Below are 26,255 nucleotides of genomic sequence, written 5' to 3'. Positions count from 1 at the left end.
GCGCCCGTGGTGGTGCTCCGGGTCGCGGCGGCATGGGCGCCGGTGCGCCCGGTCGCGGTGGTCCCGGTGGCGGTCCTGGTGGCGGTCCCGGCGGCGGTCGTCCCGGCGGTGGCTTCGGCCCCAGCGGCGGCGGTCGTCCCGGTGGCGGACGTCCCGGCCAGCGTGGTCAGACCCAGGGTGCGTTCGGTCGTCCGGGCGGTCCCGCCCGACGCGGCCGCAAGTCGAAGCGCGCGCGTCGCCAGGAGTTCGAGGCCATGGAGGCCCCGACCATCGGCGGCATGCGGGTCCGCAAGGGCAGCGGCGAGACGATCCGTCTCGCTCGTGGGTCCTCGCTGACCGACTTCGCCGACAAGATCGGCGTCGACGCGGCCTCGCTCGTGCAGATGCTGTTCCACATCGGCGAGATGGTCACCGCGACCCAGTCGGTGGGCGACGAGACCCTCGAGCTGCTCGGTGACGAGCTCAACTACAAGGTCGAGATCGTCTCGCCCGAGGACGAGGACCGCGAGCTGCTCGAGTCCTTCGACCTCGAGTTCGGCGCCGACGAGGGCGACGAGTCCGACCTCGTCATCCGGCCGCCGGTCGTGACCGTCATGGGTCACGTCGACCACGGCAAGACCAAGCTCCTCGACGCCCTCCGCGGCGCCGACGTGGTCGCCGGTGAGGCGGGTGGCATCACCCAGCACATCGGTGCCTACCAGGTGCACACAGAGGTCGACGGCGTCGACCGCCGGATCAGCTTCATCGACACCCCGGGTCACGAGGCGTTCACCGCCATGCGTGCCCGCGGGTCGCAGTCCTCGGACATCGCGATCCTCGTGGTGGCGGCGGACGACGGCGTGATGCCGCAGACCGTCGAGGCGCTCAACCACGCCAAGGCGGCCGGTGTGCCGATCGTGGTCGCGGTCAACAAGATCGACAAGCCGGAGGCCGACCCGACCAAGGTCCGCGGCCAGCTGACCGAGTACGGCCTGGTGCCCGAGGAGTACGGCGGCGACGCGATGTTCGTCGACGTCTCGGCCAAGGCCGGCCTCAACCTGGACAAGCTGCTCGAGGCCGTCATCCTGACCGCCGACGCGTCGCTCGACCTGCGGGCCAACCCGACGCAGGACGCCCAGGGCCTCGTGGTCGAGGCGCACCTCGACCGCGGTCGCGGTCCGGTCGCGACGATCCTGGTCCAGCGCGGCACGCTCCGCGTCGGCGACTCGATCGTCGCCGGTCCGGCGCACGGCCGGGTCCGGGCCATGCTCGACGAGCACGGCGTGGAGCTCGAGGCGGCCGACCCGGGTCGTCCGGCCCAGGTGCTGGGTCTGTCGGCGGTGCCTGGCGCAGGCCAGAACTTCATCGTGGTCGAGGACGACCGGATGGCGCGCCAGATCGCGGAGAAGCGGGAGGCGCGCGAGCGCGCCGCCCTGCAGGCGAAGCGGCGGGTCCGTCGTACTCTCGAGGACTTCATGGCCTCCATGGAGAAGGGCGAGAGCCAGGAGCTCAACCTCATCCTCAAGGGCGACGTGTCCGGTTCGGTCGAGGCGCTCGAGGACGCCCTGGCCGCGCTGGAGGTCGGCGAAGAGGTCTCGCTGCGGGTCATCGACCGTGGTGTCGGTGCGATCACGGAGGCCAACGTCAACCTGGCGGCCGCTTCCGACGCGATCATCATCGGCTTCAACGTGCGGGCCCAGGGCAAGGCCACCGAGCTCGCCGACCGCGAGGGCGTGGAGATCAAGTACTACTCGATCATCTACCAGGCCATCGAGGAGATCGAGGCCGCGCTCAAGGGCATGCTCAAGCCGGAGTACGAGGAGTCGACCCTCGGCCAGGCGGAGATCCGCGCGATCTTCCGCTCGTCGAAGATCGGCAACATCGCGGGCTGCATGGTCATCGGTGGAGTCATCCGGCGCAACGCCAAGGTGCGCGTCCTCCGCGACGGCGCCGTGGTCGCCGACAACCTCGACCTCGCCTCGCTCAAGCGGGAGAAGGACGACGCGTCGGAGGTCCGGGAGGGCTTCGAGTGCGGTCTCGTGCTCAAGAACTTCCAGGACATCAAGGAAGGCGACATCGTCGAGGCCTTCGAGATGAAGGAGATCCCGAGGTCCTGATGACGAATCCACGCGTGCGCAAGATCGCCGACCGGATCCAGGTGATCGTGGCCGAGATGCTCGAGCGACGGATCAAGGACCCGCGGCTCGGGTTCGTGACCATCACCGACGTCCGCCTGACCGGTGACTCCCAGAACGCGACGATCTTCTACACCGTCCTCGGTGAGGAGGAGGAGCGGGCCAGCTCGGCGGCAGCGCTCGAGTCGGCCAAGGGGGTCCTGCGGGCCGAGGTCGGCAAGCAGCTCGGGGTGCGTCAGGTGCCGTCGTTGGCTTTCGAGCTCGACATGATCCCGGACAGCGCACGTCACCTCGACGAGGTGCTCGCCAAGGCCCGCGAGGCCGACGCCGCGACGGCCGCCGCCCGTGAGGGCGCGCGGCCGGCGGGCGAGGCCGACCCGTACAAGAAGCCGCGCGAGGCGGCGCTGGACGCCGGGGCCGACGACGAGGACATCGACGAGTAGTGGCCGAGTCCGGCCTCGTCGTCGTCGACAAGCCCGCGGGGATGACGTCCCACGACGTCGTTGCTCGGGTCCGGCGCGCCGTCGGCACCCGCAAGGTCGGTCACGCAGGCACGCTCGACCCGATGGCGACCGGGGTCCTGGTGCTCGGCGTGGAGCGCGCCACCCGGCTGCTGGGCCACCTGATGCTCACCGAGAAGACGTACTCGGCCACCGTCCGGCTGGGTGCCGCGACCACGACGGACGACGCCGAGGGTGACGTCACCGCGACCACGTCGGCGGCCCACCTGACCGAGGACGACGTCCGGACGGCGCTGGCCGCCTTCGAGGGCGAGATCGAGCAGGTGCCGTCGACGGTGTCGGCGATCAAGGTCGACGGGCAGCGCGCCTACGCCCGGGCCCGGGCGGGCGAGACCGTCGACCTCAAGCCACGCTCGGTGACGATCCGGGCGATCGAGGCCGGCGAGTTCCGCCGCGACGGCGACTTCCTGGACCTCGAGATCCGGGTCGCCTGCTCGAGCGGCACCTACATCCGGGCGATCGCGCGGGACCTCGGCAACGCGCTCGGCGTCGGCGGCCACCTGACAGCCCTGCGACGCCACTCCGTCGGCCCGTTCACCCTCGAGGGCGCCAACACCGACCTCGACCACGTCGTCCTGACCCCGCTCGCCGATGCTGCGCGCGCGGCGTTCCCGTCGTACGACCTGGATGCGGGGCAGGCGCAGGCGGTCCGTTACGGCCGGGCGCTGCCGCTCGAGATCGACGGGCTCACCGCCGTGTTCGCGCCCGGCGGCGAGTTCCTGGCGCTCTACCGGCCGGAAGGCGATCGGGCGCGACCGGCGGCCGTGTTCGTAGGCTGACCGCATGTCGATGGCGCGGCTGTTGCTCCTCGTCGCGCTGGCGGTGGGGGTCAGCGGCTGCGACGCGGGCAGCGGTCAGCCGGGCAGTCGGGAGCCGGACAGCCGTCCGCGACCGACCGAGGTCGCGACGGCGGCCCCGCTCGACATCCCCGTGCCTCCGGGGTCCAGCGGCTCCCTGGTCGCCGCGCGGGACGGCGAGCTGGTGGCGTGCGCCGGCTGGGGGCACGCGGACCGCGAGAGCGGTACGGCGGCCGGCTGCGACACCGTCTACGACGTCATGTCGATGACGAAGCAGTTCACCGCCGCCGCCGTGCTCAAGCTGCAGATGCAGGGGCGCCTGCGGGTCACCGACCGGATCGGCGAGCACCTCGCCGACGTCCCCGACGACAAACGGCGCATCACCATCGACCAGCTGCTGACCCACACGTCGGGTCTGGTCGACGTCCTCGGCGGCGACTACGAGGAGGTGACGCGGCCGGAGCTCGAGGCGGCGGCGTTCGGCTCCGAGCTGGTGACCGAGCCCGGCACGGCGTACCTCTACTCCAACGTGGGCTACAGCCTGCTGGCCGCGATCATCGAGGAGGCCTCCGGCCTCGGCTACGAGGAGTACCTCGCCCGGCACCTGTTCGAGCCGGCGGGCATGGTCAGCACCGGCTACGTCCTGCCGGACTGGGAGGCGTCCGACATCGCCGTCGAGTACGACGCCGACGGCCGCTCCCGTGGGCGGCCCCACGAGCGGCCCTGGGCGGCCGACGGGCCGTACTGGCACCTGCTCGGCAACGGCGGGCTGCTCTCCACCGCGCGCGACCTGTATCGCTGGCACCTCGCACTCGAGGACGACCGGGTCCTCGACCGGGAGGCCAAGTCCGCGATGTTCGAGCCATGGGTGCGCGAGGAACCCGGCGGGGACAGCTTCTACGGCTACGGGTGGGTCGTGCAGGACACCAGCGTGGGCCGCCTGCTGTGGCACAACGGCGGCAACGGGTATGCGTACGGCGAGCTCGCGCGGCTCCCCGACCCGGACGCGATGGTCTTCTGGGTCACGAACGCCGTTCGGAGCGAAGAGCCCGGGTGGGACCTCGAGAAACGGGGACCGCGGGTCACCGAGAGCGTGGTCCGACGACTGCTCGAAGGACCGGATCAGTAGTCTGGCGCCCGTGCGCGTGTGGAGAACGTTCGAGGAGGTCCCGGCTGCCCTTGAGCGCACCGTGGTCACGATCGGGAACTTCGACGGGATGCACCTGGGGCACCAGCACGTCGTCCGGCGGGCCCGCGAGGTCGCCGAGGAAGTCGGGGTCGCCACCGTGGTGGCCGTGACGTTCGACCCGCACCCGATCGCGGTGCTCCGCCCCGAGCACGCGCCCCCGACGCTGACCACGATCGACCAACGGCTGCGGCTGCTGGGCGACGCGGGCGTCGACGCCGTGCTCGTCATCCCGTTCTCGCGAGAGATCGCGGCCTGGACGCCGCAGGAGTTCATCGACCGGATCCTCGTCGACGCGCTCCACGCGAAGGCGGTGGTGGTCGGCGCCAACTTCCGGTTCGGCAACCGCGCGGCTGGTGACCGTCAGACGCTCCGGGAGGCCGGAGCGGAGCGGGGCTTCCTGCTCGAGGCCGTCCAGCTCGACGGCGGCCCGCAGGTGTGGTCGTCGACGTACGTCCGCACCTGCCTGGCGGCAGGCGACGTCGCCGGCGCCGCGGAGGCGCTCGGTCGCCCGTTCGCGACGCGCGGTGTGGTCACCGAGGGTGACAAGCGTGGCCGCGAGCTCGGCTACCCGACGGCGAACGTGCCGGTCGTGGCCGGCAGCGCGGCGCCCGCCGACGGCGTCTACGCCGGCTGGCTGCGCCGACTCGACGGGATCGACGCGGGCGTCAACCACCCTGCCGCGATCAGCGTGGGCACCAACCCGACCTTCGACGGCCAGCGGGACCGCCGGGTCGAGGCCTACGTCCTCGACCGCACCGACCTCGACCTCTACGGCGTGGAGGTGGAGGTGGAGTTCGTCGACCGGATCCGCGGCATGGTGCGGTTCGACGGCATCGACGACCTGCTCGTCGCGATCGCCGACGACGTCGACCGGACCCGCGAGATCCTCGGGATCTGAGGAGCCGCCGTGCCGAACCGAGACCTCGACGCCGCGGAGCTCTGGTTCGTCGCGCACGGGCTGCCCTACTTCGTCGACTCCTACCGGGCGAAGGTCTCCGCGGGGCTCCGGCGCGGCCGGGTCTCCGTGGTCGTCCTCGTCGCGTGCCTGGTCGCTGCGGCCGTCGGTGTCGCCGTCAGCATCCCGCTGACGACTGCTGCGGGTCTGGGTGCCGCGCTCAGCGCGGTCGGGTTCGTGCTGGGGATCTACGCCGTGGCGACCCTGCGGGCGTGGTTGATCGTGGGCTGGGCGATCAGGCGGACCTTCCGCTCGCTCGGTCTGCTGCTGCCGCTGGTGACCCGCGCGCTCCCGCTGCTGCTGCTCTTCATCACCTTCCTCTTCATCAACGCCGAGGTGTGGCAGGTGTCCGCCGCGCTCGACGGGGGAGTGCTGTGGGTGACGGTGCTGCTGTTCGCCGGGGTGGCCGTCGGCTTCCTGCTCACCCGGCTGCCCGAGGAGCTCGACAACGTCGACGACGAGGTCGACCGTCAGCAGCTGCTCGACGCCTGCCGCGGCACACCGCTGGAGGCTGCCGCCGAGGCGATCGCGGGGCGGGTCGAGCGGGTGGGCTCGGTCGACGCCGAGGTGACGGGCCTGCAGAAGGCCAACCTGGTGCTGGTCCTGCTGGTGTCCCAGACCGTCCAGGTGCTGCTGCTCTCGCTCGCGGTGTTCGCGTTCTTCATCGTCTTCGGCGTGGTGGCCATGGACCCCGGCGTCGTCGCCTCCTGGACCGGCGGCGACCTCGACCCGGTGGTCTCCTCGATGGGGGCCTGGGACGGCGACCGGCTCAGCCGGGAGCTGGTGCAGGTCTCGGTGTTCCTGGCCGCGTTCAGCGGTCTCTACTTCACGGTCTACGCGGTCACCGACGACGTCTACCGCAAGCAGTTCTTCTCAGGTGTGATCCGCGAGCTGGAGCGCGCGGTCAGCGCCCGGGTCGCCTACCGGTCGCTCAAGGACGGGGCCGCTACGCAACCGTGACCGGTACGCCGGACAGCGCTGCGTTGCCCGAGACGTCGAGCCGGTCGGGGTCGGTGAGGTCGTTGATCGACGCGCCGGCGACCTGGTCGGCCACTCCGAGCCGGGCACCCGCGCGCCCGTGTCCGTAGCCGTGGGGGAGGGAGACCACACCCGGCATCATGTCGTCGGTGGCCTGCACCGCGACGTCGACGGTGCCGACCCGCGAGGTCACCTTCACGACCGAGCCGTCGGTCAGCCCGCGCGCGGCGAGGTCGTCGGGGTGCATCAGCAGCTGGTGGCGGGGCCGGCCCTTGGTGAGCCGGGTCGTGTTGTGCAGCCACGAGTTGCAGTCGCGCTGGTGCCGGCGGCCGATGAGGAGCAGCTCGTCGCCGGTCGGCAGCTCCTGGCCGCGCAGCCGGTCGAGGTCGGCGACGACCAGCGCGGGCGCCGCCTGGATCCGCTTGTCCCGCGTGCCCAGCCGCCGAGGCAGCTGGTCGGGGCGCAGCGGACCGATGTCGACGCCCTCCGGGTGCTTGCGGAGATCAGTGATCGTGACGCCGGACCTGCCGGTGCGCAGCAGCGTGGCGATGAGGAGGGTCGGGCTGAGCCGGAGCCGGGCCGCACGCCTCAGCCGCCGCTTGAGTGACGGCTTGTCCCGCAGCCGCCCGGTCACGCGCGCGGTGATCTCGCGGAAGATCTCCCAGTCGTGCCGCTGGTCGCGCCCCTTGGGGAAGACCGCCGGGCTGAACCGTGCGGTGTCGCGGACCGCCAGCAGGTGGAACACGAGGTCGTAGTGGTCGCGCTCGAGGTGGCTCGTGGGCGGCAGGATCACGTCGGCCCGGCGGGTCGTCTCGTTGATGTAGAAGTCCACGGCCGCGTAGAAGTCGAGGCGTTCGATCGCCCGGTCCAGCGCGGCTCCGTCGGGCGTCGACAGCACCGGGTTGCCGGCGAGCGTCAACAGCGCGCGGACCTGTCCCTCTCCGGCCGTCTCGATCTCCTCGCGCAGCACCGCCACCGGCAGCTCACCTGCGAACTCGGGAGCCTGCCGCACCCGGGAACGGTGCCGGTCGAAGTGCCCGCGACCGATGAGGCCGCGGCCGATCGCGTCGATCGCCGGCGACGTCAGCATCGCGCCGCCGACCCGGTCGAGGTTGCCGGTGACCAGGTTGAGCAGCTGGACCGCCCACTGGCAGACCAGCCCGAACTCCTGGGTGGACACCCCGATCCGCCCGTAGGCGGCCGCGCCGTCGGCGGCCGCGAACTCGCGGGCGACCTGGGTGATCACGCGGGCCGGCACCCCGCTGGCGCGCTCGGCCGCCTCGGGAGTGAAGTCGGCCAGGAGGCGCTCGACCTCGTCGAGCCCGTCGACGTACGGCGGCGGCGTGGTCAGCCCCTCGGCGAACAGCGTGTGCACCATCGCGAGCAGCACCCAGGCGTCGGTGCCGGGGCGGACGAAGTGGTGCTCGGCGGCGACCTTCGCGGTCTCCGTGCGGCGCGGGTCGAAGACCACCATCCGGCCCCCACGCGCATCCAGCTCGCGGAGCCGGGCCGGGAAGTCGGGGACGGTCATGAGCGACCCGTTGGAGGCCATCGGGTTGGCGCCGAACACCAGGAAGTACGACGTCCGGTCGATGTCCGGGACCGGCAGCAGCAGCTGGTGGCCGTAGAGCAGGTGTCCGATGAGCTGGTGGGGGAGCTGGTCGACGGACGTGGCGCTGAACTTGTTGCGGGTCCGGAACGACTGGACCATCGCGACCCCGTGCGTCATCGCGCCGAGGCTGTGCACGTTCGGGTTGCCGAGGTAGATCGCGAGTGCGTCGTCGCCGTGCTCGTTGATCGTGGCGGCCACCTTCTCGGCGACCAGGTCGAACGCCTCGTCCCAGCCGATCTCGGTCCACTCGCCGGTGGAGCGGTCCCGCCGGACCGGGCGGCGGAGCCGGTCCGGGTCGGCGTGGACGTCGCCGATCGCCACGCCCTTCGGGCAGATGTGCCCGCGCGAGAGGGGGTCGTCGGGGTTGCCCCGCGCGCCGGTGACCCGGCCGTCCTCGATCGTCAGCACCAGGCCGCACATGGCCTCGCACAGATTGCACACGCCCACTCGCTGCTCCGCGCCTCGCTGCTCCACGCCCGCCATGGTCGCAGAACTAGCCTTCGGATGTGACCCCCCTGATCCTCGACTGCGACACCGGCACGGACGACGCGGTCGCGATCCTGGTGGCGGCCCTGCATCCCGAGCTCGCGCTGCTCGGGGTCACGACCGTGTGGGGCAACCACGACGTCAGCCACACCACGGACAACACGCTGCGGGTCCTCGACCTGGTCGGCAGAGGGGACATCGGCGTGCACCCGGGCTGCAACGGTCCGGTCCGCTCCCGGCTGGAGGCGCTGCCGAGCGGCCGGCCCGACCTGGCGCCCCGGCTCCCGCTCCCGGACCCGACGACGCCCGCCGGCAGCCCCGCGGTCGAGTGGCTGGTCGAGACCCTGCGGGCGACGACGACGCCGGTCACCGTCGTGCCGACAGGGCCGCTGACCAACCTCGCGGCGGTGCTCGCCGCCGACCCGCGCCTCGTCGAGGCGGTGGGCAGCCTGGTGGTGCTCGGCGGCTCGCATCGTGAGCCGGGCGTCACGCCGTACGCCGAACGCAACGTCTGGTGCGACCCGGAGGCCGCCCACGACGTGCTCACCGCGGGCTTCCGCGACCTCCTGCTGGTCACGATGGACGCGACGTTCTCGGCGCCGCTCGACCCCGCCGACGTGGCGCGGCTCCGGACCGTCGGCACGGTCGCCGCGCTGACCGCGGCGGACCTCGTCGAGGCCCGGATCGCGTGGTACCGCCGGGACCCGGCCATGGCCGCGCTCGGCGCAGCCCCCCTGCACGATCCGCTGGCCGTTGCCTGCCTGCTCGACGCCGACGTGGTCGAGGTCCGCCGAGCCGAGGTGACGGTCGAGCGGACCGACCCCACGACGTACGGCGCCACCCGCTTCTCCTTCGCCGGCGAGGCGGCCGGGAGCGCGCCGGTGCGGGTCGCGCTGAGGGCCGACCACGACCGGTTCGTCGACCTGTTGTGCGCCTCGTTGGGCGGCGATCCCGGAATTCGGTGATGCTCAGCACCGCTGTTAGCCTTGACCGGTTGCCGGTGGCGTCGCCCGCTGGCCGACATCACTGCTCTATCAAGACTGCACCACCGCCGTCGAACGGCCGCGGACAAAGAGTGCCCCGGTGAACAGGCCCGGGCGCGCCGCGCAACGAGAACCGGAAGAGGACCCTGACACATGGCTATTGGTACCGACGCAGAGACCAAGAAGAAGATCATCTCCGAGTACGCCACCACCGAGGGCGACACCGGTTCGCCAGAGGTGCAGATCGCCCTGCTGAGCCACCGCATCGGTCACCTGACCGAGCACCTCAAGCAGCACAAGCATGACCACCACAGCCGCCGTGGGCTGCTGCTCCTCGTGGGCCAGCGCCGCCGGCTGCTCAACTACCTGAAGAAGACCGAGATCGACCGCTACCGGTCGATCGTGGAGCGCCTCGGCCTCCGCCGCTAGTTCGTCGTGAAGGGATCCACCACTCCGGTGGGTCCCTTCGCTACATTGCGGACGGACCCCCGGTCCGTTCGTCCAACTGAACAAGACACCCACAGGAGCGATCCGCGTCACCTCGATGCCGATCCTCGGTAGTGGCACTCAGGGCCGCACGCAGCACCAGCGTCCTGCATGCCTCGATCGAAGATCGGAATTCACAGACGTGGCCGTCGCGGATCGCACCGCGAACGAGAGAGTCAAACGTTGACTGACCCCGTTATCTCCGCCGTCCAGACCGTGATCGACAACGGCAAGTTCGGCACCCGCACCATCAAGTTCGAGACCGGGCTGCTTGCCCGCCAGGCCGCCGGTTCGGTGACCGCCTACCTCGACGAAGACACCATGCTGCTGTCGGCGACCACCGCCGGCAAGCACCCCAAGGACCACTTCGACTTCTTCCCGCTGACGATCGACGTCGAGGAGCGGATGTACGCCGCGGGCCAGATCCCCGGCTCGTTCTTCCGGTCCGAGGGTCGTCCGGGCGAGGACGCGATCCTCACCTGCCGCCTGATCGACCGTCCGCTGCGCCCGACCTTCAAGAAGGGCCTGCGCAACGAGGTCCAGGTCGTCATCACCGTCCTGGCGCTCAACCCCGACGCGCCGTACGACGTGCTCGCGATCAACGCCGCCTCGATGTCGACCCAGCTCTCCGGCCTGCCGTTCTCCGGCCCGGTCGGCGCGGTCCGGGTCGCGCTCATCGACGGCCAGTGGGTGGCGTTCCCGACCCACAGCCAGCTCGAGAACGCCGTCTTCGACATGGTCGTCGCCGGTCGGGTCACCGACACCGGTGACGTCGCGATCATGATGGTCGAGGCCGAGGCCACCGAGCAGACCTGGACGCTGGTCCAGGACGGCGTCCAGGCGCCGACCGAGGAGGTCGTCGCCGGCGGTCTCGACGCCAGCAAGCCGTTCATCAAGCAGCTGGTCGAGGCGCAGGTGGAGCTCGCCAAGGAGTCGGCCAAGCCGGTCCAGGAGTTCCCCGTCTTCCTCGACTACGAGGACGACGTCTACGACGCCGTCTCCGCCGCGGTGAAGTCCGACCTCGTCTCCGCGATGACCATCGCCGACAAGCAGGAGCGCGAGGCTCGCACCGACGAGATCAAGGCCGGGCTGCTCGAGCAGCTCGCGGGGACCTTCGAGGGCCGCGAGAAGGAGATCGGCGCGGCGTTCCGCTCGGTCAACAAGGCGGTCGTGCGCGAGCGCGTCCTGCGCGACAAGGTCCGCATGGACGGCCGTGGCCTCGCCGACATCCGGCCGCTGCACGCCGAGGTCGGCATCCTGCCCCGCGTCCACGGCTCGGCGCTGTTCGAGCGCGGCGAGACCCAGATCCTGGGTGTCACCACCCTCGACATGCTGAAGATGGAGCAGCAGCTCGACACGCTCTCCCCGGAGAAGCACCGCCGCTACATGCACAAGTACGTCTTCCCGCCGTTCTCGACCGGCGAGACCGGTCGCGTGGGCTCGCCCAAGCGCCGCGAGGTCGGTCACGGCGCCCTGGCGCGTCGGGCGCTGCTGCCGGTGCTGCCGACGCGTGAGGAGTTCCCCTACGCCATCCGTCAGCTCTCCGAGGCCATGGGCTCCAACGGCTCGACCTCGATGGGCTCGGTGTGCGCGTCGACCATGTCGCTGCTGCAGGCCGGTGTCCCGCTGCGGGCCGCCGTCGCCGGCATCGCGATGGGCCTGATCTCCGACGAGGTCGACGGTGAGACGCGCTACGTCGCGCTGACCGACATCCTCGGCGCCGAGGACGCGTTCGGCGACATGGACTTCAAGGTCGCCGGTACCCGTGAGTTCGTCACCGCCCTCCAGCTCGACACCAAGCTCGACGGCATCCCTGCCGACGTCCTCCGTGCCGCGCTCACCCAGGCCAAGGACGCCCGGCTCGCGATCCTCGACGTCATGGGCGAGGCGATCGACGCTCCCGAGGAGATGTCGCTCTACGCGCCGCGGATCATCACGATCCGGGTGCCCGTGGACAAGATCGGCGAGGTCATCGGCCCGAAGGGCAAGGTGATCAACCAGATCCAGGACGACACCGGCGCGACGCTGTCCATCGAGGACGACGGCACGGTCTACATCGGTGCGACCAACGGCGAGGCGGCCGAGGCCGCCAAGCAGGCGGTCAACGCGATCGCCAACCCGACGATGCCCGAGGTCGGCGAGCGCTACCTCGGCACCGTCGTCAAGACGACCAACTTCGGTGCGTTCGTCTCGCTGATGCCCGGCAAGGACGGCCTGCTGCACATCAGCAAGCTGCGTGACCTCGCCGGCGGCAAGCGGGTCGAGAACGTCGAGGACGTCGTCGCGGTCGGCCAGAAGATCCAGGTGCAGATCGCCGAGATCGACGACCGCGGCAAGCTGTCGCTGGTCCCCGTCGTCGAGGAGACGGCTCCCGCCGAGGCCACCGAGGACACGGAGTGACACTGACGTGACCAAGTCCGTCCCGACGGCCGGCCGTCGGCACTCCACGCCACCGGACGCGCGTCGACCAGCACCCTGGAGACGGTCCGCGACGCCGACGGCCACGTGACCTCGCAGGTACGTCGGACGGTGCTGCCGTCCGGCTTGCGGATCATCACCGAGCAGATGGCCGGCGCCCGGTCGGCGTCGCTGGGCGTGTGGATCGGCGTGGGCTCGCGTGACGAGACGGCGACGACCCACGGCGCTTCCCACTTCCTCGAGCACCTGCTGTTCAAGGGCACCGACGAGCGCTCGGCGCTCGACATCTCGATCGCGCTCGACGCGGTCGGAGGCGAGTTCAACGCCTTCACGGCCAAGGAGTACACCTGCTTCCACGCGCGGGTCCTCGGAGAGGACCTGCCGCTCGCGGTCGACGTGCTCGGCGACATGATCACCGGCTCGCTGCTCGAGGCCCACGACGTCGACGCGGAGCGCGACGTCATCCTCGACGAGATCGCCATGCACGAGGACGACCCCGACGACGTCGTACAGAACCTGCTGGCCGACCTGGCGTGGGGGAGCGGCCCGCTCGGTCGCCCGATCGCCGGCACGACCGCGTCGATCGAGTCGATGACCCGGGCGCAGATCGAGCGCTTCTACCGCAAGCACTACCGACCCGAGAACATGGTGGTGTCCGCGGCGGGGGCGGTCGACCACGCAGAGGTCGTCAAGCTGGTCCGGCGGTTCTTCCGCCGCCACGACTTCCTGGCCGGGACGGCCGAGCCGTCGGGTCCGCGCACCGGACGGCGCCAGCCGCGGATCCGGGGCGGCGAGGGCCGGATCTCGCGCCCGTTCGAGCAGGTCAACGTGGTGCTCGCGGCCGAGGGCATCCCGCGCGACGACGACCGCCGGTTCGCCCTCGGCGTCCTCAACACCGCGCTCGGGGGCGGCACGTCGAGCCGGCTGTTCCAGGAGGTCCGCGAGCACCGCGGGCTCGCCTACTCCGTCTACTCCTTCGCCAGCCACTACGCCGACTCCGGACTCGTCGGCGTCGCCGTCGGCTGCCTGCCCGACCGGCTCGACGAGGTGCTCGAGGTGGTGCGGGTCGAGCTGTCCCGGATCACCGCCCACGGCATCACGGCCGAGGAGCTCGCCCGAGGCAAGGGTCAGCTCATCGGCGGGCTGGTCCTCGGGCTCGAGGACAGCGCGTCCCGGATGATGCGCCTCGGCAAGGCCGAGCTCGTCTACGCCGACGTCCTCGGCATCGACGAGGTGATGGCGCGCATCGATGCCGTCACGCTCGAGGACATCCGGTCGGTCGCGACCGACGTCTTCGGCCGCCCCGAGCTGCTCGCCATCGTCGGCCCCTGACGACCCGGCTCCAACTCGGCCCGCCAACGCGTCGACCCGGCTCCAAGTTGGCGACGGGTCGGCCTAGATCAGCGGCGGCCGATGATCCCGACGACGGGGGGCTTGTCGGACGTCGCGATGTAGACGCGGAACCCGCCCTCGGTCAGTGCCTCGGCGCTCTTGGTGATGATCTCCGGGACCTGCTCGGGCCGGGAGGTGTCGAAGAACAGGTTGACCGACCCGCCGGGGAGCACCCGCTCGTGCAGGAGCGCGACCTCGTCCTTGCAGTCGCGCACCCAGAACAGGTTGACGTCGAAGGCGAAGACCTTGGTCAGCCGCTTCACCGGCACCCGCAACGTCGCCAGGTCGATCTGGCGCACGGTCAGCTTGCCGGCCTCGATGTGGGCGGCGCACCGCTGCTTGGTGCGGTCGACGCCGGCCTCGGAGCGGTCGATCGCGAACATCTTGCCGCGGCCCTCGAGCCGTCGACAGATCAGGTCCGCTGCCTGCCCCGAGCCACAGCCGATCTCGAGGATGTGGTCCTGGGGCTGCACGTCGATGAAATCCACCGCCCAACGCAGCCGCGCTGGGATCGTCTGCACCGCCATGGGGGCCAGCCTGCCAGAACCTGAGGTCGAAGCGCGGGACCGACAGTGCCGAGAGACGCGCACGCACTAGGTTGGGCACCGTGGAGAGCAGTCAGATCCGGGTCGGCGTCCTAGGTTCTCGCGGCAAGGTCGGCACCGAGGTGTGCCGCGCCGTCGAGGCGGCACCCGACCTGGCGCTGGTGGCCGCGGTCGACCGGGGAGACCCGATCGAGGCGCTCGAGACCGCCGGTGCCCAGGTGGTCGTCGACTTCACCCACCCGGACGTGGTGATGGACAACCTCGCCTTCTGCATCCGGCACGGCATCCACGCGGTCGTCGGGACGACCGGGTTCGACCAGAACCGCCTCGACATCCTCGGCGACCAGCTCGGGAGCGAGCCGAGGACCGGAGTCCTCATCGCCCCGAACTTCTCGATCGGCGCGATCCTGATGATGCGCTTCGCCGCCCTCGCCGCGCCGTTCTACGAGTCGGTCGAGATCGTCGAGCTGCACCACCCCAACAAGGCGGACGCCCCGAGCGGCACCGCGCGCCGTACGGCGGAGCTGGTCGCGGCCGCGCGCCGCGAGGCCGGCTGCGAGCCCGTGCCCGACGCGACCTCCACCGGGCTCGACGGCGCCCGGGGTGCGGTCGTCGACGGCATCCACGTCCACGGACTCCGGATCCGCGGCCTGGTCGCGCACCAGGAGGTCATCCTGGGCGGCGTCGGCGAGACGCTCACGATCCGGCACGACTCGCTCGACCGGGTCTCGTTCACCCCGGGGGTGCTGACCGGGGTCCGGCAGATCGCCGACCACCCGGGTCTGACGGTCGGGCTCGAGCACTTCCTCGACCTGTAGTCGAACGCGCGAGCGCGGCTGAGCGCCGTGCAGGACAACTGCCCTGAACTGCGAGTTCGTGCGTTGCAGGAACCTGCACGGGCCACGTCGTAGCCGCCGCCGGGCGCCGGTGGGATCCTCTGCTCGCCCGGCATGTCTCCCGTGCCCGGCATTCCCTGATGCAAGGAGCAGAACCGTGTCGAAGCTCGGGCCCCGATCCCGGTCCCACCTGGCAGCGGCCACCGCCGCGGCCGCCACCCTGGCCACCCTGGTCCTGGGTCTCCCGTCCGGCGCCTCCAGCGCACCGACGCCGGCCGCCAAGCCCGACGGCGACCGGGTCGCCGAGAAGGCCATCGCCTCGCTGAAGGAGCACCCGCTCGTCGCGCGCGCGACGCCCGGCCAGGAGTTCCGGGCGACCGCGACCATCCGTGACGCCGACGGCGCCACCCACGTCCGCGTGCAGCGGTCCTACCGGGGCCTCCCGGTCATCGGCGGCGACCTCGTGGTCCACCAGGGTCCGGACGCAGCCTGGGACGGTGTGAGCCAGACCCTCGCGGCCCCGGTACGGGTCTCGGTGCGCCCGACCGTCGGCAAGGCCCGCGCCGAGCGCGCCGTCACCACCAGGGACCGGGCCACCAGGTCGATCCGCGGGCTGCGGGTCGCCGGTGACCCCCGCCTCGTGGTCGACACCATCGCCGGCGCACCGCGCCTGGCGTGGGAGTTCACGACCGGCGGCCGGCGCACCGACGGCACCCCGAGCCGCCTGCTGACCTACGTCGACGCCCGCACCGGTGACGTGATCCGGCGCGAGGAGCGGATCCAGACGACCGACGGTGAGGGCAGCTCGCTCTACAGCGGCACGGTCGACCTCGAGGTCACGCCGTCCGGGTCGTCGTACCTCCTCAAGGACCCGACCCGCGGCAACACGTACACGACCGACTTCGGCAACAAGACCGACGGTCTCCTCTGCCAGCTCTTCGGCTCGGGATGCAAGCCCGGCACCACGTTCAGCAGCACCGACACCTTCTTCGGCAACGGCTCCACGAGCAGCCGGGAGTCCGCCGGCGTGGACGCGCAGTACGGCACGAACGTGACGTGGGACTACTACCAGCAGATCCACGGCCGCAACGGCATCTTCGGCAACGGCACCGGCTCCTACAACCGAGTCCACTACGGCAACGGCTACGTCAATGCGTTCTGGGACGGCACCAAGATGACGTACGGCGACGGCGACGGCGTCTCCTACGGCCCGCTGGTGTCGCTGGACGTGGCCGGGCACGAGATGTCGCACGGCGTGACCGAGAACACCGCCGCCCTGACCTACTCGGGCGAGTCCGGCGGTCTCAACGAGGCGACCTCCGACATCTTCGGGACGATGGTCGAGTTCTACGCGGCGAACGCCAACGACCCCGCTGACTACTACATCGGCGAGGAGTTCGACCTGGCCCAGCACGACGGGTTCCGGCGGATGGACAACCCGTCCCTCGACGGCAGCTCGCACTCCTGCTGGAGCTCGAGCACCAAGAACGTCGACGTGCACTACTCCTCGGGCGTCGGCAACCACTTCTTCTACCTGCTCGCCGAGGGCTCGGGTGCGAAGACGATCGGCGGCAAGGCGCACAGCTCGCCGACCTGCAACGGCTCGACGATCACGGGCATCGGCCGCTCCGACGCCGAGCGGATCTGGTTCCGGGCGCTCACGGTCTACATGACCTCGGGCACCACCTACGCCCAGGCCCGCACCGCCACCCTCAACGCGGCGACCGACCTGTTCGGCGCCGGCAGCACCCAGCGCGCCACCGTCGCGGCCGCCTGGAGCGCCGTGAACGTCAACTGACGAGGATCGACCTGCAGGGGAGTGCGTCGGAGCGATCCGGCGCACTCCCTGCTTTTCAGCCGATCGCGGCGTGGAGCCGAACCTGCTTCACCGTGCCCGCGCCGGCCTCGTCGGCGAGCTCGCGGCTGGCGCCGTCGGCCTCCCAGCCCGCGCTCGTCAAGAAGGTGCGGGCGGCATCGTCGGTGCTGTCGACCCAGCAGGTGACCCGGGTGAAGCCGTCGGCCACCAGGGTGTCGACGGCGGCCTGCAGCAGCCGCGAGCCGTGACCCTGCCGAGTTTCTGCCGGGTCGACCGTGAACTCGCCGAGGGCACCGTCGACGGCCGGGTCGGCGTCGGGGTCGGTCGCGGGCCCGGTGAGCGCGAAGCCCACGACCCGGTTGCGCTCGAGGGCCACCAGCGCGCGGTGGCGGGCCTCCGGCGGCCGGCTGAGCGACTCGCCCCAGGCGACCGTGTGGGTCTCGGGGTCGAGGCCGCGCTCGGCCATCAGCAGCGGCAGCATCGCGGCGTACCGCTGCTGCCAGGCGCGGAGCTGGACGGCGGCGATGCCGGCGGCGTCCTGGGTCCACGCCACGCGGACGGAGACGTCGGCGGTCGGCATGGGCTCATCCTCGCAGGGCGACTTTCTCGCGCTGGATAGGGTCGGCCCCATGGAGATCCGCAACCTCGGTGCGAGCGGCCTGAAGATCTCGGCCATCGCGTACGGCAACTGGCTCACCCACGGTTCGCAGGTCGAGGAGGACGCCGCCCTCGCGTGCGTCCGGCAGGCCCTCGACGAGGGCATCACGACCTTCGACACCGCTGACGTCTATGCGAACACCGCCGCCGAGAGCGTGCTCGGCAAGGCGCTGGCGGGGGAGCGTCGAGAGGGGCTGGAGATCTTCACGAAGGTCTTCTGGCCGACCGGCCCCGGCGCCCACAACGACAAGGGCCTCTCGCGCAAGCACATCCTGGAGTCGATCGACGGCTCGCTGCGTCGGCTCGGCACCGACTACGTCGACCTCTACCAGGCCCACCGCTACGACCACGGCACGCCGCTGGAGGAGACGATGCTGGCGTTCGCCGACGTCGTCCGCGCCGGCAAGGCGCTCTACATCGGCGTCTCGGAGTGGCGGGCCGAGGAGATCCGGGCCGCCCACGAGCTCGCCCGGGAGCTGCGGGTGCCGCTGGTCTCGAGCCAGCCGCAGTACTCCATGCTCTGGCGGGTGATCGAGGCCGAGGTGGTGCCGACCTGTCGCGAGCTCGGGATCGGCCAGATCGTCTGGTCGCCGATCGCGCAGGGCGTGCTGACCGGCAAGTACCGTCCCAGCCAGGCGCCGCCGGCCGGCTCGCGGGCGACCGACGACAAGGGCGGGGCCACGATGATCTCGCGCTGGCTCGAGGACGACGTGCTGGAGCGCGTCCAGCTGCTGCAGCCCATCGCCGACGGCGTCGGCCTGAGCATGGCCCAGCTGGCCGTCGCCTGGGTGCTGCAGAACGACAACGTCTCCGCCGCGATCATCGGCGCCTCCCGCCCCGAGCAGGTCACCGAGAACGTCAAGGCCGCGGGTGTGGCGCTCGACGAGGCCACCATGAAGGCCATCGACGAGGTGGTCGCGCCGGTCATGACGACCGACCCGGCGCTGACCCAGTCGCCGCGCCTCTGAGCGTCGGCCGGTTCAGCGGTAGTCGTCGGGGAGCTCTTGGCCGATCTTGACCTTGGCCTTCGGCATCCGCATGAACTTCATCTGCAGCGACCGCATCACGGCGTAGTAGGTCGTGCCCTTGAGCGGCTCGTCCGGGAACCGGCGGGTGAGCTGCTTCTTGAGCCGGAACCGCAGGATCACCATGTCGACGATCACGAACAGGAACGTCGCCATGACGACCAGCGAGCTGAGCTGACCCAGCGCCGGTGAACCGGAGTAGCCGAGGATCAAGGAGATGATCAGCAGCGGGATCAGCAGCTCGACGATCGTGAAGCGGCTGTCGACGTAGTCGCGGATGAACCGCCGGACGGGACCCTTGTCGCGGGGGAGCAGGTAGCGCTCGTCGCCGGTCTTCATCGCCTCGCGGATCACGCGGCTGTTCTCGCTCTTCACCTGGCGGGCCCGGGCGGCCATCTCCTTCTTGTCGCGCGGCGCGCGCGCCTTGGCCTTGGCCAACGCCTCGGCCTCCTTGCGCGTCGGCGTGGGACGACCCTTGCCCCCCGGCTTGGCCGGGGCGGTCTCGACGGGCTCGGACTTGGTACGGCGGAACACGCTCATCGCCCCTTAGCTTCGGCCGGGTTCTCTTGGTCAGTCACGGTGGCTCTTGCCGGGGAGGTCGAGCATCCGCTGCAGGGCGACCAGCGCGTCCTGCTCGGTCTGGGGGTCGACCTCGATCCGGTTGACGACGACGCCCTCGACCAGCGACTCCATCGCCCACACGAGGTGGGGAAGGTCGATCCGGTTCATCGTCGAGCAGTAGCAGACGTTGCGGTCGAGGAAGACGATGTTCTTGTCGGGGTGAGCGTTGGCGAGCCGCTGGACGAGGTTGAGCTCGGTGCCGATCGCCCAGCTGGAGCCGGCCGGCGCCGCCTCGATGGTCTTGATGATGTACTCGGTCGAGCCGACGTAGTCGGCCTTCAGCACGACCTCGTGCTGGCACTCCGGGTGCACGATCACGTTGAGGTCGGCGATCTTGGCGCGCAGGTCGTCGATCACGTCCGCGGAGAACCGGCCGTGCACCGAGCAGTGGCCCTTCCAGAGGATGACCTTCGCGTCGCGGAGCTGCTCGACGGTCAGCCCGCCGTTGGGCTTGAACGGGTTCCACACCACGCAGTCGTCGAGCGTGAGGCCCAGCTTGAGCACGGCGGTGTTGCGGCCGAGGTGCTGGTCGGGCAGGAAGAGGACCTTGGTGTCGGGGTTGCCGGCGCCCTTCTGCTCGAACGCCCAGTCGAGCGCGACCTCGGCGTTGGACGACGTGCACACGATGCCGCCGTTGCGGCCGCAGAACGCCTTGATGGCGGCCGTGGAGTTCATGTAGGTGACCGGCACCACCTGGTCCTGCACGCCGGCTGCAGCCATCGCCTCCCAGGCGGTCTCGACCTGGGCGATCCGGGCCATGTCGGCCATCGAGCAGCCGGCGGCCAGGTCGGGGAGGATGACCTGCTGGTGGGGGCCGGTCAGGATGTCGGCCGACTCGGCCATGAAGTGCACGCCGCAGAAGACGATGTACTCGGCCTCGGGGCGGCCGGCCGCGTCGCGCGCGAGCTTGAACGAGTCGCCCGTCACGTCGGCGAACTGGATCACCTCGTCGCGCTGGTAGTGGTGCCCCAGCACGAACACCTTGTCGCCGAGCGCCTCCTTCGCGGCGCGGGCCCGCGCCACCAGGTCGGGGTCGGAGGCGGCCGGCAGGTCGCCCGGGCACTCGACGCCGCGCTCGGAGAGCGGGTCGGTGCCGCGGCCCAGCGGCAGCAGCGGGAGGTCGACGGAGGTCATGGTCGAATCCTATTCCGCACCCGTGCGGGCGCCGATTCGTGGTTGAGGCCTGGATCGACCCGAGCGCGGCCGCGCTACAGGAGCGCGCCGTTGTGAACGTACGGCGCGGGCGGGGCCATTCCGCGCACGCCGAGGTAGCCCGACTGGGCGAGCTCGAGCCCAGCGGTCATGGCGACGTCGATCGCCCACTGGTTCGCGGCCGTCACGTGCGGCACGAGATAGGTGTCGCCGGCGTCGCCCAGGCACTCCCACAGCAGTGCCGTCGCGGTGGCTTCGTCGGTCGCGGCGAGCAGGGTCAGCCGGGCGCCGTCGGTGTAGGCGAACCCCCAGCCGGTCGCGGTCTCGGCGACCAGAGGGCGTGCCATCTCGGCCAGCGTCGGGTGATCGGGTCCGTGGCCGCCGCCGCGCAGGCCCGCCACCAGCTCGTCCATGAACGCGAGGTCGTCGGGCCGGCCTGCGCGGATGCCCGCGCCGCGCGGGAGCGCCGCGCGGTCGACCGCTCCCCGCAGCAGCATCTGGGGATGGAGAGCGAAGCCGGCCCGCCAGTATCGGCGCAGCGCGCGCGGGTCGGACGACGCGGACAGCATCCCCGCGGGGCAGTCGGCGGCGTACGACTGGGCGCTGTCCAGCAGCCGCCGGCCGATGCCCTGGCCCTGCAGACCCGGGAGCACGGCGTACGTCGCGAGGCACCACACCTCGCCGCGGACGAACGACGTCGCGAAGCCCACGACCCCTGACTCGTCCTCGGCGACCCAGCAGCCTCCTGGATCGTGCTCGAGGAACCGGTGGGTGCGCGAGATCCACCGCGCGCTGTGCTCCGCCGTGCGGCGCTCCGGGACCGGGTCCGAGCGGGTGGTGGTGCGCTGGTCGAGCTCGTGGAACGACAGGTCGCTGATCTGCTCCGCGACGGGCACGTCGGCTGCGAGCATCGGGCGGATCAGCACCTCGGTCACCCCGGGAACCTACGGCTTGGGCAGGATGGCGCGCATGCGGATATTGGTGGCGCCCGACAAGTTCGCCGGAACGCTGACAGCGGTCGAGGCGGCCGAGGCGATCGCCGAGGGCTGGCGGCGGCAGGCGCCCGACGACGAGGTCGACCTCGCGCCGATGTCCGACGGTGGTCCCGGGTTCGTCGACGTCCTGCACGCCGCGCTGGGTGGCGAGCTGCTCGTGACCACCGTCGACGGCCCGTTGGAGGGCGAGGTTCCGGCGACCCTGCTGGTCGTCGACGGCACCGCGTACGTCGAGAGCGCGCAGGCGTGCGGGATCCACCTCACCGGTGCGGAGCAGGGCGGCCGAGCACACACGCGCGGCGTGGGTCAGCTCCTCGCGAAGGCGCGGGGCGTCGGCGTACGACGGGCGGTCGTGGGGCTCGGTGGCTCCGGCACGACCGACGCGGGGGCCGGCATGCTGGCGGCGCTGGGCGCCACTGCGGACGTCGCACTCACCGACGGGGGTGACGGCCTGACCGGCGTCACGACGGTCGACCTCACCGCGGCGCGGGACGCGCTCGCGGGCATCGAGCTGGTCGCCGCGACCGACGTCGACAACCCGCTGGCCGGGCTGTTCGGCGCGGCCAAGACGTTCGGGCCCCAGAAAGGGCTCGCAGAGGACGACATCGTGCGGGTCGACGGCGCTCTCGAGCAGTTCGCCGCTGCGACCGACCGGCGCCTCGCGCTGGAGAAGGGCGCGGGGGCTGCGGGCGGCCTCGGCTTCGCACTGATGCTCCTGGGCGCCCGCCGGCAGTCCGGGATCGAGCTGGTCGCGGACGCCGTACGCCTGGCGGAGCGGGCGCGGGCCGCGGACATCGTCGTCACCGGCGAGGGCGCGTTCGACTTCAGCAGCCGCGCCGGGAAGGTGCCCGCCGGGGTGGCGGCGATCGCCGCCGAGGCGCTCCGCCCGTGCGTCGCGCTGGCCGGGCAGGTGCTGGTCGGCTCCCGCGAGATGCGGGCGCTCGGCATGGACTCGGCGTACTCGCTGGTCGACCTGGTGGGGGAGGAGCGCGCGCTCGGCGATCCCGCCGGGTCGCTGGCCGCGCTGGCCCAGCGGGTGGCTCGGACCTGGTCCACGTGAACCAGAACATGTTCTAGATTCCCTCCATGCAGACCACCGTCGCCCTCGCGACCGCGCCGTTCACCGGGACCGACCACGAGTTCGTCTTCACCGAGGTCGAGATCGACGACCCCCGTCCCGACGAGGTGCTCGTGCGGATCGTGGCGACCGGCTTGTGCCACACCGACCTGACCGTGCCGACGATGCTGCCCGTCGAGATGTTCCCGACGGTGATGGGGCACGAGGGGACCGGTGTCGTCGAGGCGATCGGCGCGGACGTCGAGGGGATCGAGGTCGGCGACCACGTCGTCATGAGCTTCCGCTCCTGCGGCGCGTGCGGCCCGTGCGGCGCCGGTGACGTGGGCTACTGCGACCAGCACATCCTGCTCAACTACATGGGCATGCGTCCGGACGGCTCGACCACCCTGCGCCGGGGCGAGGAGACCGTGTTCGGGTCGTTCTTCGGCCAGTCGAGCTTCGCCCGGCACTCCCTGGCGTACGCCGACAACTGCGTGGTCGTGCCCAAGGACCTCGACCTCGCCCTGCTGGCGCCGTTCGGCTGCGGCTTCCAGACGGGGGCCGGCACGGTGCTCAACGTGCTCCGGCCGCACCCCACCGAGAGCCTCGTCGTGTACGGCGCCGGCGCGGTCGGTCTGGCCGCGGTCGCCGCCGCCTGCGGTGCCGGCGTGGAGACCGTGATCGCCGTCGACCCGGTGCCGGCGCGCCGCCGGCTGGCCGAGGGGTACGGCGCCGTCGCGCTCGACCCGAACGCCGGCGCCGACGACCCCGGCACGGCCCCGGTGGTCGACCGGGTCAAGGAGCTGACCGGCGGCGGTGCGGCGTACGCGATCGACACGACGGCACTGCCGGCCGTGGTGCAGCAGGCGCAGCACTCGCTGCGGTCGCGGGGGACGCTGATGGCCCTGGGTCTCGGGGCGCCGGAGTACCCCATCGACGCGATCGACCTGTTGCAGTCGGGCAAGGTCATCCGCTCGTCGATCGAGGGCGACTCGGACCCGCAGCTGATGATCCCCGAGCTGATCCGACGGCGGGCGGAGGGTGGGTTCGACGTCGACCACCTGGTCACGTCGTACCCGTTCGAGCGGATCGCCGACGCCATCGCGGACACGACATCCGGCAAGGTGGTCAAGGCGGTCCTCACCTGGTGACCGCGGCAACATGGGGAATAACCACGGATGTGGGACCATTGAGGCTGTCGTAACGACCCGAGACTCACCTGGAGAGAGCATGAGCGACCAGTGCGGATGCGGCGGCCACGGCCACAGCCACGAGGCCCCCGCAGCGACCACGTCCACGGCGACCACGTCCACGGCGACCACGTCTACCGCGACCGTTGCCGCCCCCGTGATCGTCGACCGTCGCGAGGACCAGATCAACCTCAGCCCGGTCGCGGCCGGCAAGGTCAAGAGCCTCCTCGAGCAGGAGGGTCGTGACGACCTCTCGCTGCGGATCTCCGTCCAGCCCGGCGGCTGCAGCGGCCTGCGCTACCAGCTCTTCTTCGACGAGCGCAGCCTCGACGGTGACGTCGTCACCGACTTCGACGGCGTCTCGGTCGTGGTCGACCGGATGAGCGTCCCCTACCTCAACGGCGCGGTGATCGACTTCGTCGACACCATCGAGAAGCAGGGCTTCACGATCGACAACCCGAACGCCACGGGTTCGTGCGCGTGTGGAGACAGCTTCCACTGAGCCTGAGAACCACGAACGCCCCTGCCGATCGGCAGGGGCGTTCGCTCGTTCGGGGTCAGTCCAGGTGCAGGTGCAGCGCGTTGGCCAGCCGCTGGGCGGCCTCGGAGATCTGGATGTCGCGCTTCTGGATCTCGCGCGGGAACTCGTCGAAGTGGATGCTGGGCGGGGTCTCGACGACCTTGCGGGCGGCGCGGGCCAGCCGGCTGTTGACCGCCTCGCAGTCGGCGCGCAGCTGGGTGGGCGTCTCGATCTCCTCGTACGGCGTCATGCCTCGACGTTAGGCGCTACTCGCAGGTAGACCCAGCGGTACCGGCCGGTAGTGTTCCGTGTCGTGACTCACGCCAGCGGCTCCCTCCTCATCGCGGCCTCGATCGCGACCGACCACCTGATGACGTTCGAGGGCAAGTTCTCCGACTCCCTCGTCGTCGACCAGCTCGACAAGCTCTCGGTCAGCTTCCTGGTCCACGACCTCGAGGTACGCCGGGGCGGCTGCGCCGGCAACATCTCCTTCGGGCTCGGCGTGCTGGGCCTGCGCCCGGTGCTCGTCGGCGCCGTCGGCGAGGACTTCGCCGACTACCGCTCGTGGCTCGAGCGGCACGGCGTCGACTGCAACCACGTCCACGTGTCGCCGACCCGCCACACCGCGCGGTTCGTGTGCACCAACGACTCCACGATGGCCCAGATCGCGTCGTTCTACCCCGGGGCGATGAGCGAGGCCCGTGAGATCGAGCTCAAGCCGATCGTCGACGCGGTCGGCGAGCCGGCGTACGTCCTGATCGGCCCGGACGACCCTGAGGGCATGCTCCGGCACACCCAGGAGTGCCGCCAGCGCGGCTACCAGTTCATCGCCGACCCGTCCCAGCAGCTCGCATTCGGCGACGGTGACCTGATCCGCGAGCTGATCGACGGCGCGGACATCCTGATCACCAACGAGTACGAGTCCCACGTCATCGAGAAGAAGACCGGCTGGACCGAGAGCGACATCGCGTCCCGGGTCCGCCTCCAGGTGACCACCCTCGGCGCCAACGGCGTGCGGATCTCCGGCACCGAGCAGGAGCTGATCGAGGTGCCGGCCGCCAAGAACGTCAGCCCGGTGGAGCCGACCGGTGTCGGTGACGCGTTCCGGGCCGGCTTCATCGCCGCCCTCGGGTGGGAGCTGAGCCTCGAGCGGGCCGCGCAGGTGGGTTGCGTGCTGGCCGCCTACGTCGTCGAGACCGTCGGCCCCCAGGAGTACTCCTTCACGTCCGCGGAGTTCGTCGACCGCCTGCGCCTGTCGTACGGCGACGAGGCGGCCGACGAGGTCGCTGCCCACATCAACTGACGCGGCGGACGACGTAGCGGGGGACCCCGTCCTCGCCGGACTCCTCCCCGACGTACTCCTGGCCGCGCATGCGGCACCAGGCCGCGACGTCGTGCCGTGCCGCCGGGTCGTCGGCGACCAGCGCCAGCAGGTCGCCCACGGCGACGCCCGGCAGTGCCTTGGCCAGCGCGATGACGGGGCCGGGGCACACCAGCCCCCGGCAGTCGATCTCGGTGCGCTCGGCGGTCACAGACCTATCCCAGCACGGATGCCGGTGACCACGTCGGTGAGGGCGGTGCAGAACTCCTCGACCTCGTCCTCGCCCGTGTCGCGCCGCAGCGAGACCCGGACGTTGCCGTGCGTCAGCGCACCCATCGCCGCCAGCACGTGGCTGGGCTCGAGCGTCGACGCGGTGCACGCCGAGCCGCTGGCGACGCCGAACCCCCGCCGGTCGAGGCCGGAGACCAGCTCGTCACCGCTGACGTAGAGGCACGAGAAGGTCACCAGGTGCGGCAGCCGGTCGACGGGGTCGCCGACGACCTCGGTGTCCGGCAGCGCGCCCGCGCAGGCCCGGATCCGGTCGACCAGGGCGTGCTGGCGGACCGCCGTCGCCTCCCGGTCGGCGAGG

Annotated in this window: 26 protein-coding genes; 17 read left to right on the top strand and 9 right to left on the bottom strand. The window is 71.3% G+C overall.

What is annotated here, in order from left to right; all coding sequences use genetic code 11:
• From infB to H0488_RS09525, 6 genes are all read left to right on the top strand, one after another.
• A partial coding sequence (gene infB, locus H0488_RS09550; protein WP_183099042.1) for a translation initiation factor IF-2 occupies nt 1–2,096 on the top strand: 2,096 nt, incomplete at its 5' end.
• Nucleotides 2,096–2,557, top strand: coding sequence for a 30S ribosome-binding factor RbfA (gene rbfA / locus H0488_RS09545; RefSeq protein WP_183099041.1), 462 nt, complete (start codon nt 2,096–2,098; stop codon nt 2,555–2,557). The genes infB and rbfA, both read left to right, overlap by 1 nt.
• Nucleotides 2,557–3,414: a tRNA pseudouridine(55) synthase TruB gene (gene truB, locus H0488_RS09540; protein WP_183099040.1), complete on the top strand. Its 858-nt coding sequence runs from the start codon at nt 2,557–2,559 to the stop codon at nt 3,412–3,414. Before rbfA ends, truB begins: the two co-directional genes overlap by 1 nt.
• 4 nt (nt 3,415–3,418) lie before the next feature.
• Complete coding sequence (locus H0488_RS24020) at nt 3,419–4,561, top strand: serine hydrolase domain-containing protein (protein ID WP_246371727.1); 1,143 nt, start codon at nt 3,419–3,421, stop codon at nt 4,559–4,561.
• 10 nt (nt 4,562–4,571) lie between these two features.
• Nucleotides 4,572–5,519, top strand: a complete 948-nt coding sequence (locus tag H0488_RS09530) for a bifunctional riboflavin kinase/FAD synthetase (protein WP_183099039.1) — start codon at nt 4,572–4,574, stop codon at nt 5,517–5,519.
• A gap of 9 nt (nt 5,520–5,528) precedes the next feature.
• Complete coding sequence (locus H0488_RS09525; protein WP_183099038.1) at nt 5,529–6,536, top strand: hypothetical protein; 1,008 nt, start codon at nt 5,529–5,531, stop codon at nt 6,534–6,536.
• Here the strand turns inward: H0488_RS09525 and H0488_RS09520 are convergent.
• Nucleotides 6,523–8,640, bottom strand: coding sequence for a molybdopterin-dependent oxidoreductase (locus H0488_RS09520; protein ID WP_312856270.1), 2,118 nt, complete (start codon nt 8,638–8,640; stop codon nt 6,523–6,525). The two genes, H0488_RS09525 and H0488_RS09520, sit on opposite strands and share 14 nt — an antisense overlap.
• Nucleotides 8,641–8,672: 32 nt before the next feature.
• Here H0488_RS09520 and H0488_RS09515 point away from each other — a divergent pair, with 32 nt between their 5' ends.
• The 4 genes from H0488_RS09515 (at nt 8,673) to H0488_RS09500 (ending at nt 13,871) form a co-directional block, all read left to right on the top strand.
• Complete coding sequence (locus tag H0488_RS09515) at nt 8,673–9,617, top strand: nucleoside hydrolase (protein ID WP_183099036.1); 945 nt, start codon at nt 8,673–8,675, stop codon at nt 9,615–9,617.
• Nucleotides 9,618–9,788: 171 nt separating this feature from the next.
• On the top strand, nt 9,789–10,064 hold the full coding sequence (rpsO, locus tag H0488_RS09510) for a 30S ribosomal protein S15 (protein ID WP_183099035.1): 276 nt from the start codon (nt 9,789–9,791) through the stop codon (nt 10,062–10,064).
• A 240-nt stretch (nt 10,065–10,304) separates the two neighbouring features.
• The gene (locus H0488_RS09505; RefSeq protein ID WP_183099034.1) at nt 10,305–12,521 is read left to right on the top strand and encodes a polyribonucleotide nucleotidyltransferase; all 2,217 of its coding nucleotides are present in this window, start codon (nt 10,305–10,307) and stop codon (nt 12,519–12,521) included.
• Nucleotides 12,522–12,626: 105 nt separating this feature from the next.
• Nucleotides 12,627–13,871 carry a M16 family metallopeptidase gene (locus H0488_RS09500; RefSeq protein ID WP_312856269.1) on the top strand — a complete coding sequence of 415 codons (1,245 nt, stop codon included), beginning with the start codon at nt 12,627–12,629 and terminating at the stop codon, nt 13,869–13,871.
• Between the two features lie 68 nt (nt 13,872–13,939).
• Here H0488_RS09500 and H0488_RS09495 read toward each other — a convergent pair whose 3' ends face one another.
• Nucleotides 13,940–14,458: a class I SAM-dependent methyltransferase gene (locus H0488_RS09495; protein ID WP_183099033.1), complete on the bottom strand. Its 519-nt coding sequence runs from the start codon at nt 14,456–14,458 to the stop codon at nt 13,940–13,942.
• Nucleotides 14,459–14,538: 80 nt separating this feature from the next.
• On the opposite strand from H0488_RS09495, the gene dapB reads away from it, so the two are divergent.
• Nucleotides 14,539–15,294: a 4-hydroxy-tetrahydrodipicolinate reductase gene (gene dapB, locus H0488_RS09490; RefSeq protein ID WP_312856268.1), complete on the top strand. Its 756-nt coding sequence runs from the start codon at nt 14,539–14,541 to the stop codon at nt 15,292–15,294.
• Nucleotides 15,295–15,469: 175 nt separating this feature from the next.
• The gene (locus tag H0488_RS09485; RefSeq protein ID WP_183099032.1) at nt 15,470–17,110 is read left to right on the top strand and encodes a M4 family metallopeptidase; all 1,641 of its coding nucleotides are present in this window, start codon (nt 15,470–15,472) and stop codon (nt 17,108–17,110) included.
• 55 nt (nt 17,111–17,165) lie between these two features.
• On the opposite strand, the gene H0488_RS09480 is transcribed toward H0488_RS09485, so the two are convergent.
• A complete protein-coding gene (locus H0488_RS09480) occupies nt 17,166–17,708 on the bottom strand; it encodes a GNAT family N-acetyltransferase (RefSeq protein WP_183099031.1) in 543 nt (180 codons plus the stop codon).
• Nucleotides 17,709–17,757: 49 nt separating this feature from the next.
• Here H0488_RS09480 and H0488_RS09475 point away from each other — a divergent pair, with 49 nt between their 5' ends.
• Nucleotides 17,758–18,753: an aldo/keto reductase family protein gene (locus H0488_RS09475; RefSeq protein WP_183099030.1), complete on the top strand. Its 996-nt coding sequence runs from the start codon at nt 17,758–17,760 to the stop codon at nt 18,751–18,753.
• A gap of 12 nt (nt 18,754–18,765) precedes the next feature.
• Here the strand turns inward: H0488_RS09475 and H0488_RS09470 are convergent, their stop codons facing one another.
• The 3 genes from H0488_RS09470 to H0488_RS09460 all read right to left on the bottom strand — a co-directional run bounded on the left by H0488_RS09470 (nt 18,766) and on the right by H0488_RS09460 (nt 21,518).
• Nucleotides 18,766–19,350, bottom strand: coding sequence for a DUF3043 domain-containing protein (locus H0488_RS09470; protein ID WP_220794385.1), 585 nt, complete (start codon nt 19,348–19,350; stop codon nt 18,766–18,768).
• A gap of 30 nt (nt 19,351–19,380) precedes the next feature.
• Nucleotides 19,381–20,565 (bottom strand): quinolinate synthase NadA, encoded by a 1,185-nt coding sequence (gene nadA, locus H0488_RS09465; RefSeq protein ID WP_183099028.1) that lies wholly within the window; start codon nt 20,563–20,565, stop codon nt 19,381–19,383.
• Between the two features lie 74 nt (nt 20,566–20,639).
• Nucleotides 20,640–21,518 (bottom strand): GNAT family N-acetyltransferase, encoded by an 879-nt coding sequence (locus tag H0488_RS09460; RefSeq protein ID WP_312856267.1) that lies wholly within the window; start codon nt 21,516–21,518, stop codon nt 20,640–20,642.
• 34 nt (nt 21,519–21,552) lie between these two features.
• Here H0488_RS09460 and H0488_RS09455 point away from each other — a divergent pair, with 34 nt between their 5' ends.
• From H0488_RS09455 to H0488_RS09445, 3 genes are all read left to right on the top strand, one after another.
• A complete protein-coding gene (locus H0488_RS09455) occupies nt 21,553–22,638 on the top strand; it encodes a glycerate kinase family protein (protein WP_183099027.1) in 1,086 nt (361 codons plus the stop codon).
• A gap of 26 nt (nt 22,639–22,664) precedes the next feature.
• Nucleotides 22,665–23,786, top strand: a complete 1,122-nt coding sequence (locus tag H0488_RS09450) for an NAD(P)-dependent alcohol dehydrogenase (protein ID WP_183099026.1) — start codon at nt 22,665–22,667, stop codon at nt 23,784–23,786.
• 79 nt (nt 23,787–23,865) lie between these two features.
• Nucleotides 23,866–24,327 carry a HesB/IscA family protein gene (locus tag H0488_RS09445; RefSeq protein ID WP_376768462.1) on the top strand — a complete coding sequence of 154 codons (462 nt, stop codon included), beginning with the start codon at nt 23,866–23,868 and terminating at the stop codon, nt 24,325–24,327.
• A gap of 55 nt (nt 24,328–24,382) precedes the next feature.
• Here H0488_RS09445 and H0488_RS09440 read toward each other — a convergent pair whose 3' ends face one another.
• Complete coding sequence (locus tag H0488_RS09440; protein WP_183099025.1) at nt 24,383–24,595, bottom strand: hypothetical protein; 213 nt, start codon at nt 24,593–24,595, stop codon at nt 24,383–24,385.
• A 120-nt stretch (nt 24,596–24,715) separates the two neighbouring features.
• Between H0488_RS09440 and H0488_RS09435 the strand changes: the two genes are divergently transcribed.
• The gene (locus H0488_RS09435) at nt 24,716–25,648 is read left to right on the top strand and encodes a carbohydrate kinase family protein (protein WP_183099043.1); all 933 of its coding nucleotides are present in this window, start codon (nt 24,716–24,718) and stop codon (nt 25,646–25,648) included.
• On the opposite strand, the gene H0488_RS24635 is transcribed toward H0488_RS09435, so the two are convergent.
• Nucleotides 25,641–25,877: a sulfurtransferase TusA family protein gene (locus tag H0488_RS24635; RefSeq protein WP_183099024.1), complete on the bottom strand. Its 237-nt coding sequence runs from the start codon at nt 25,875–25,877 to the stop codon at nt 25,641–25,643. The two genes, H0488_RS09435 and H0488_RS24635, sit on opposite strands and share 8 nt — an antisense overlap.
• A partial coding sequence (locus H0488_RS09425; protein WP_183099023.1) for an aminotransferase class V-fold PLP-dependent enzyme occupies nt 25,874–26,255 on the bottom strand: 382 nt, incomplete at its 5' end. The genes H0488_RS09425 and H0488_RS24635, both read right to left, overlap by 4 nt.

It is taken from the genome of Nocardioides pelophilus (genome assembly GCF_014180685.1).
GTDB lineage: Bacteria > Actinomycetota > Actinomycetes > Propionibacteriales > Nocardioidaceae > Nocardioides > Nocardioides pelophilus.
The sequence above is the reverse complement of the archived record's forward strand: the minus strand, read 5'-3'. Positions and strand labels throughout refer to the sequence as shown.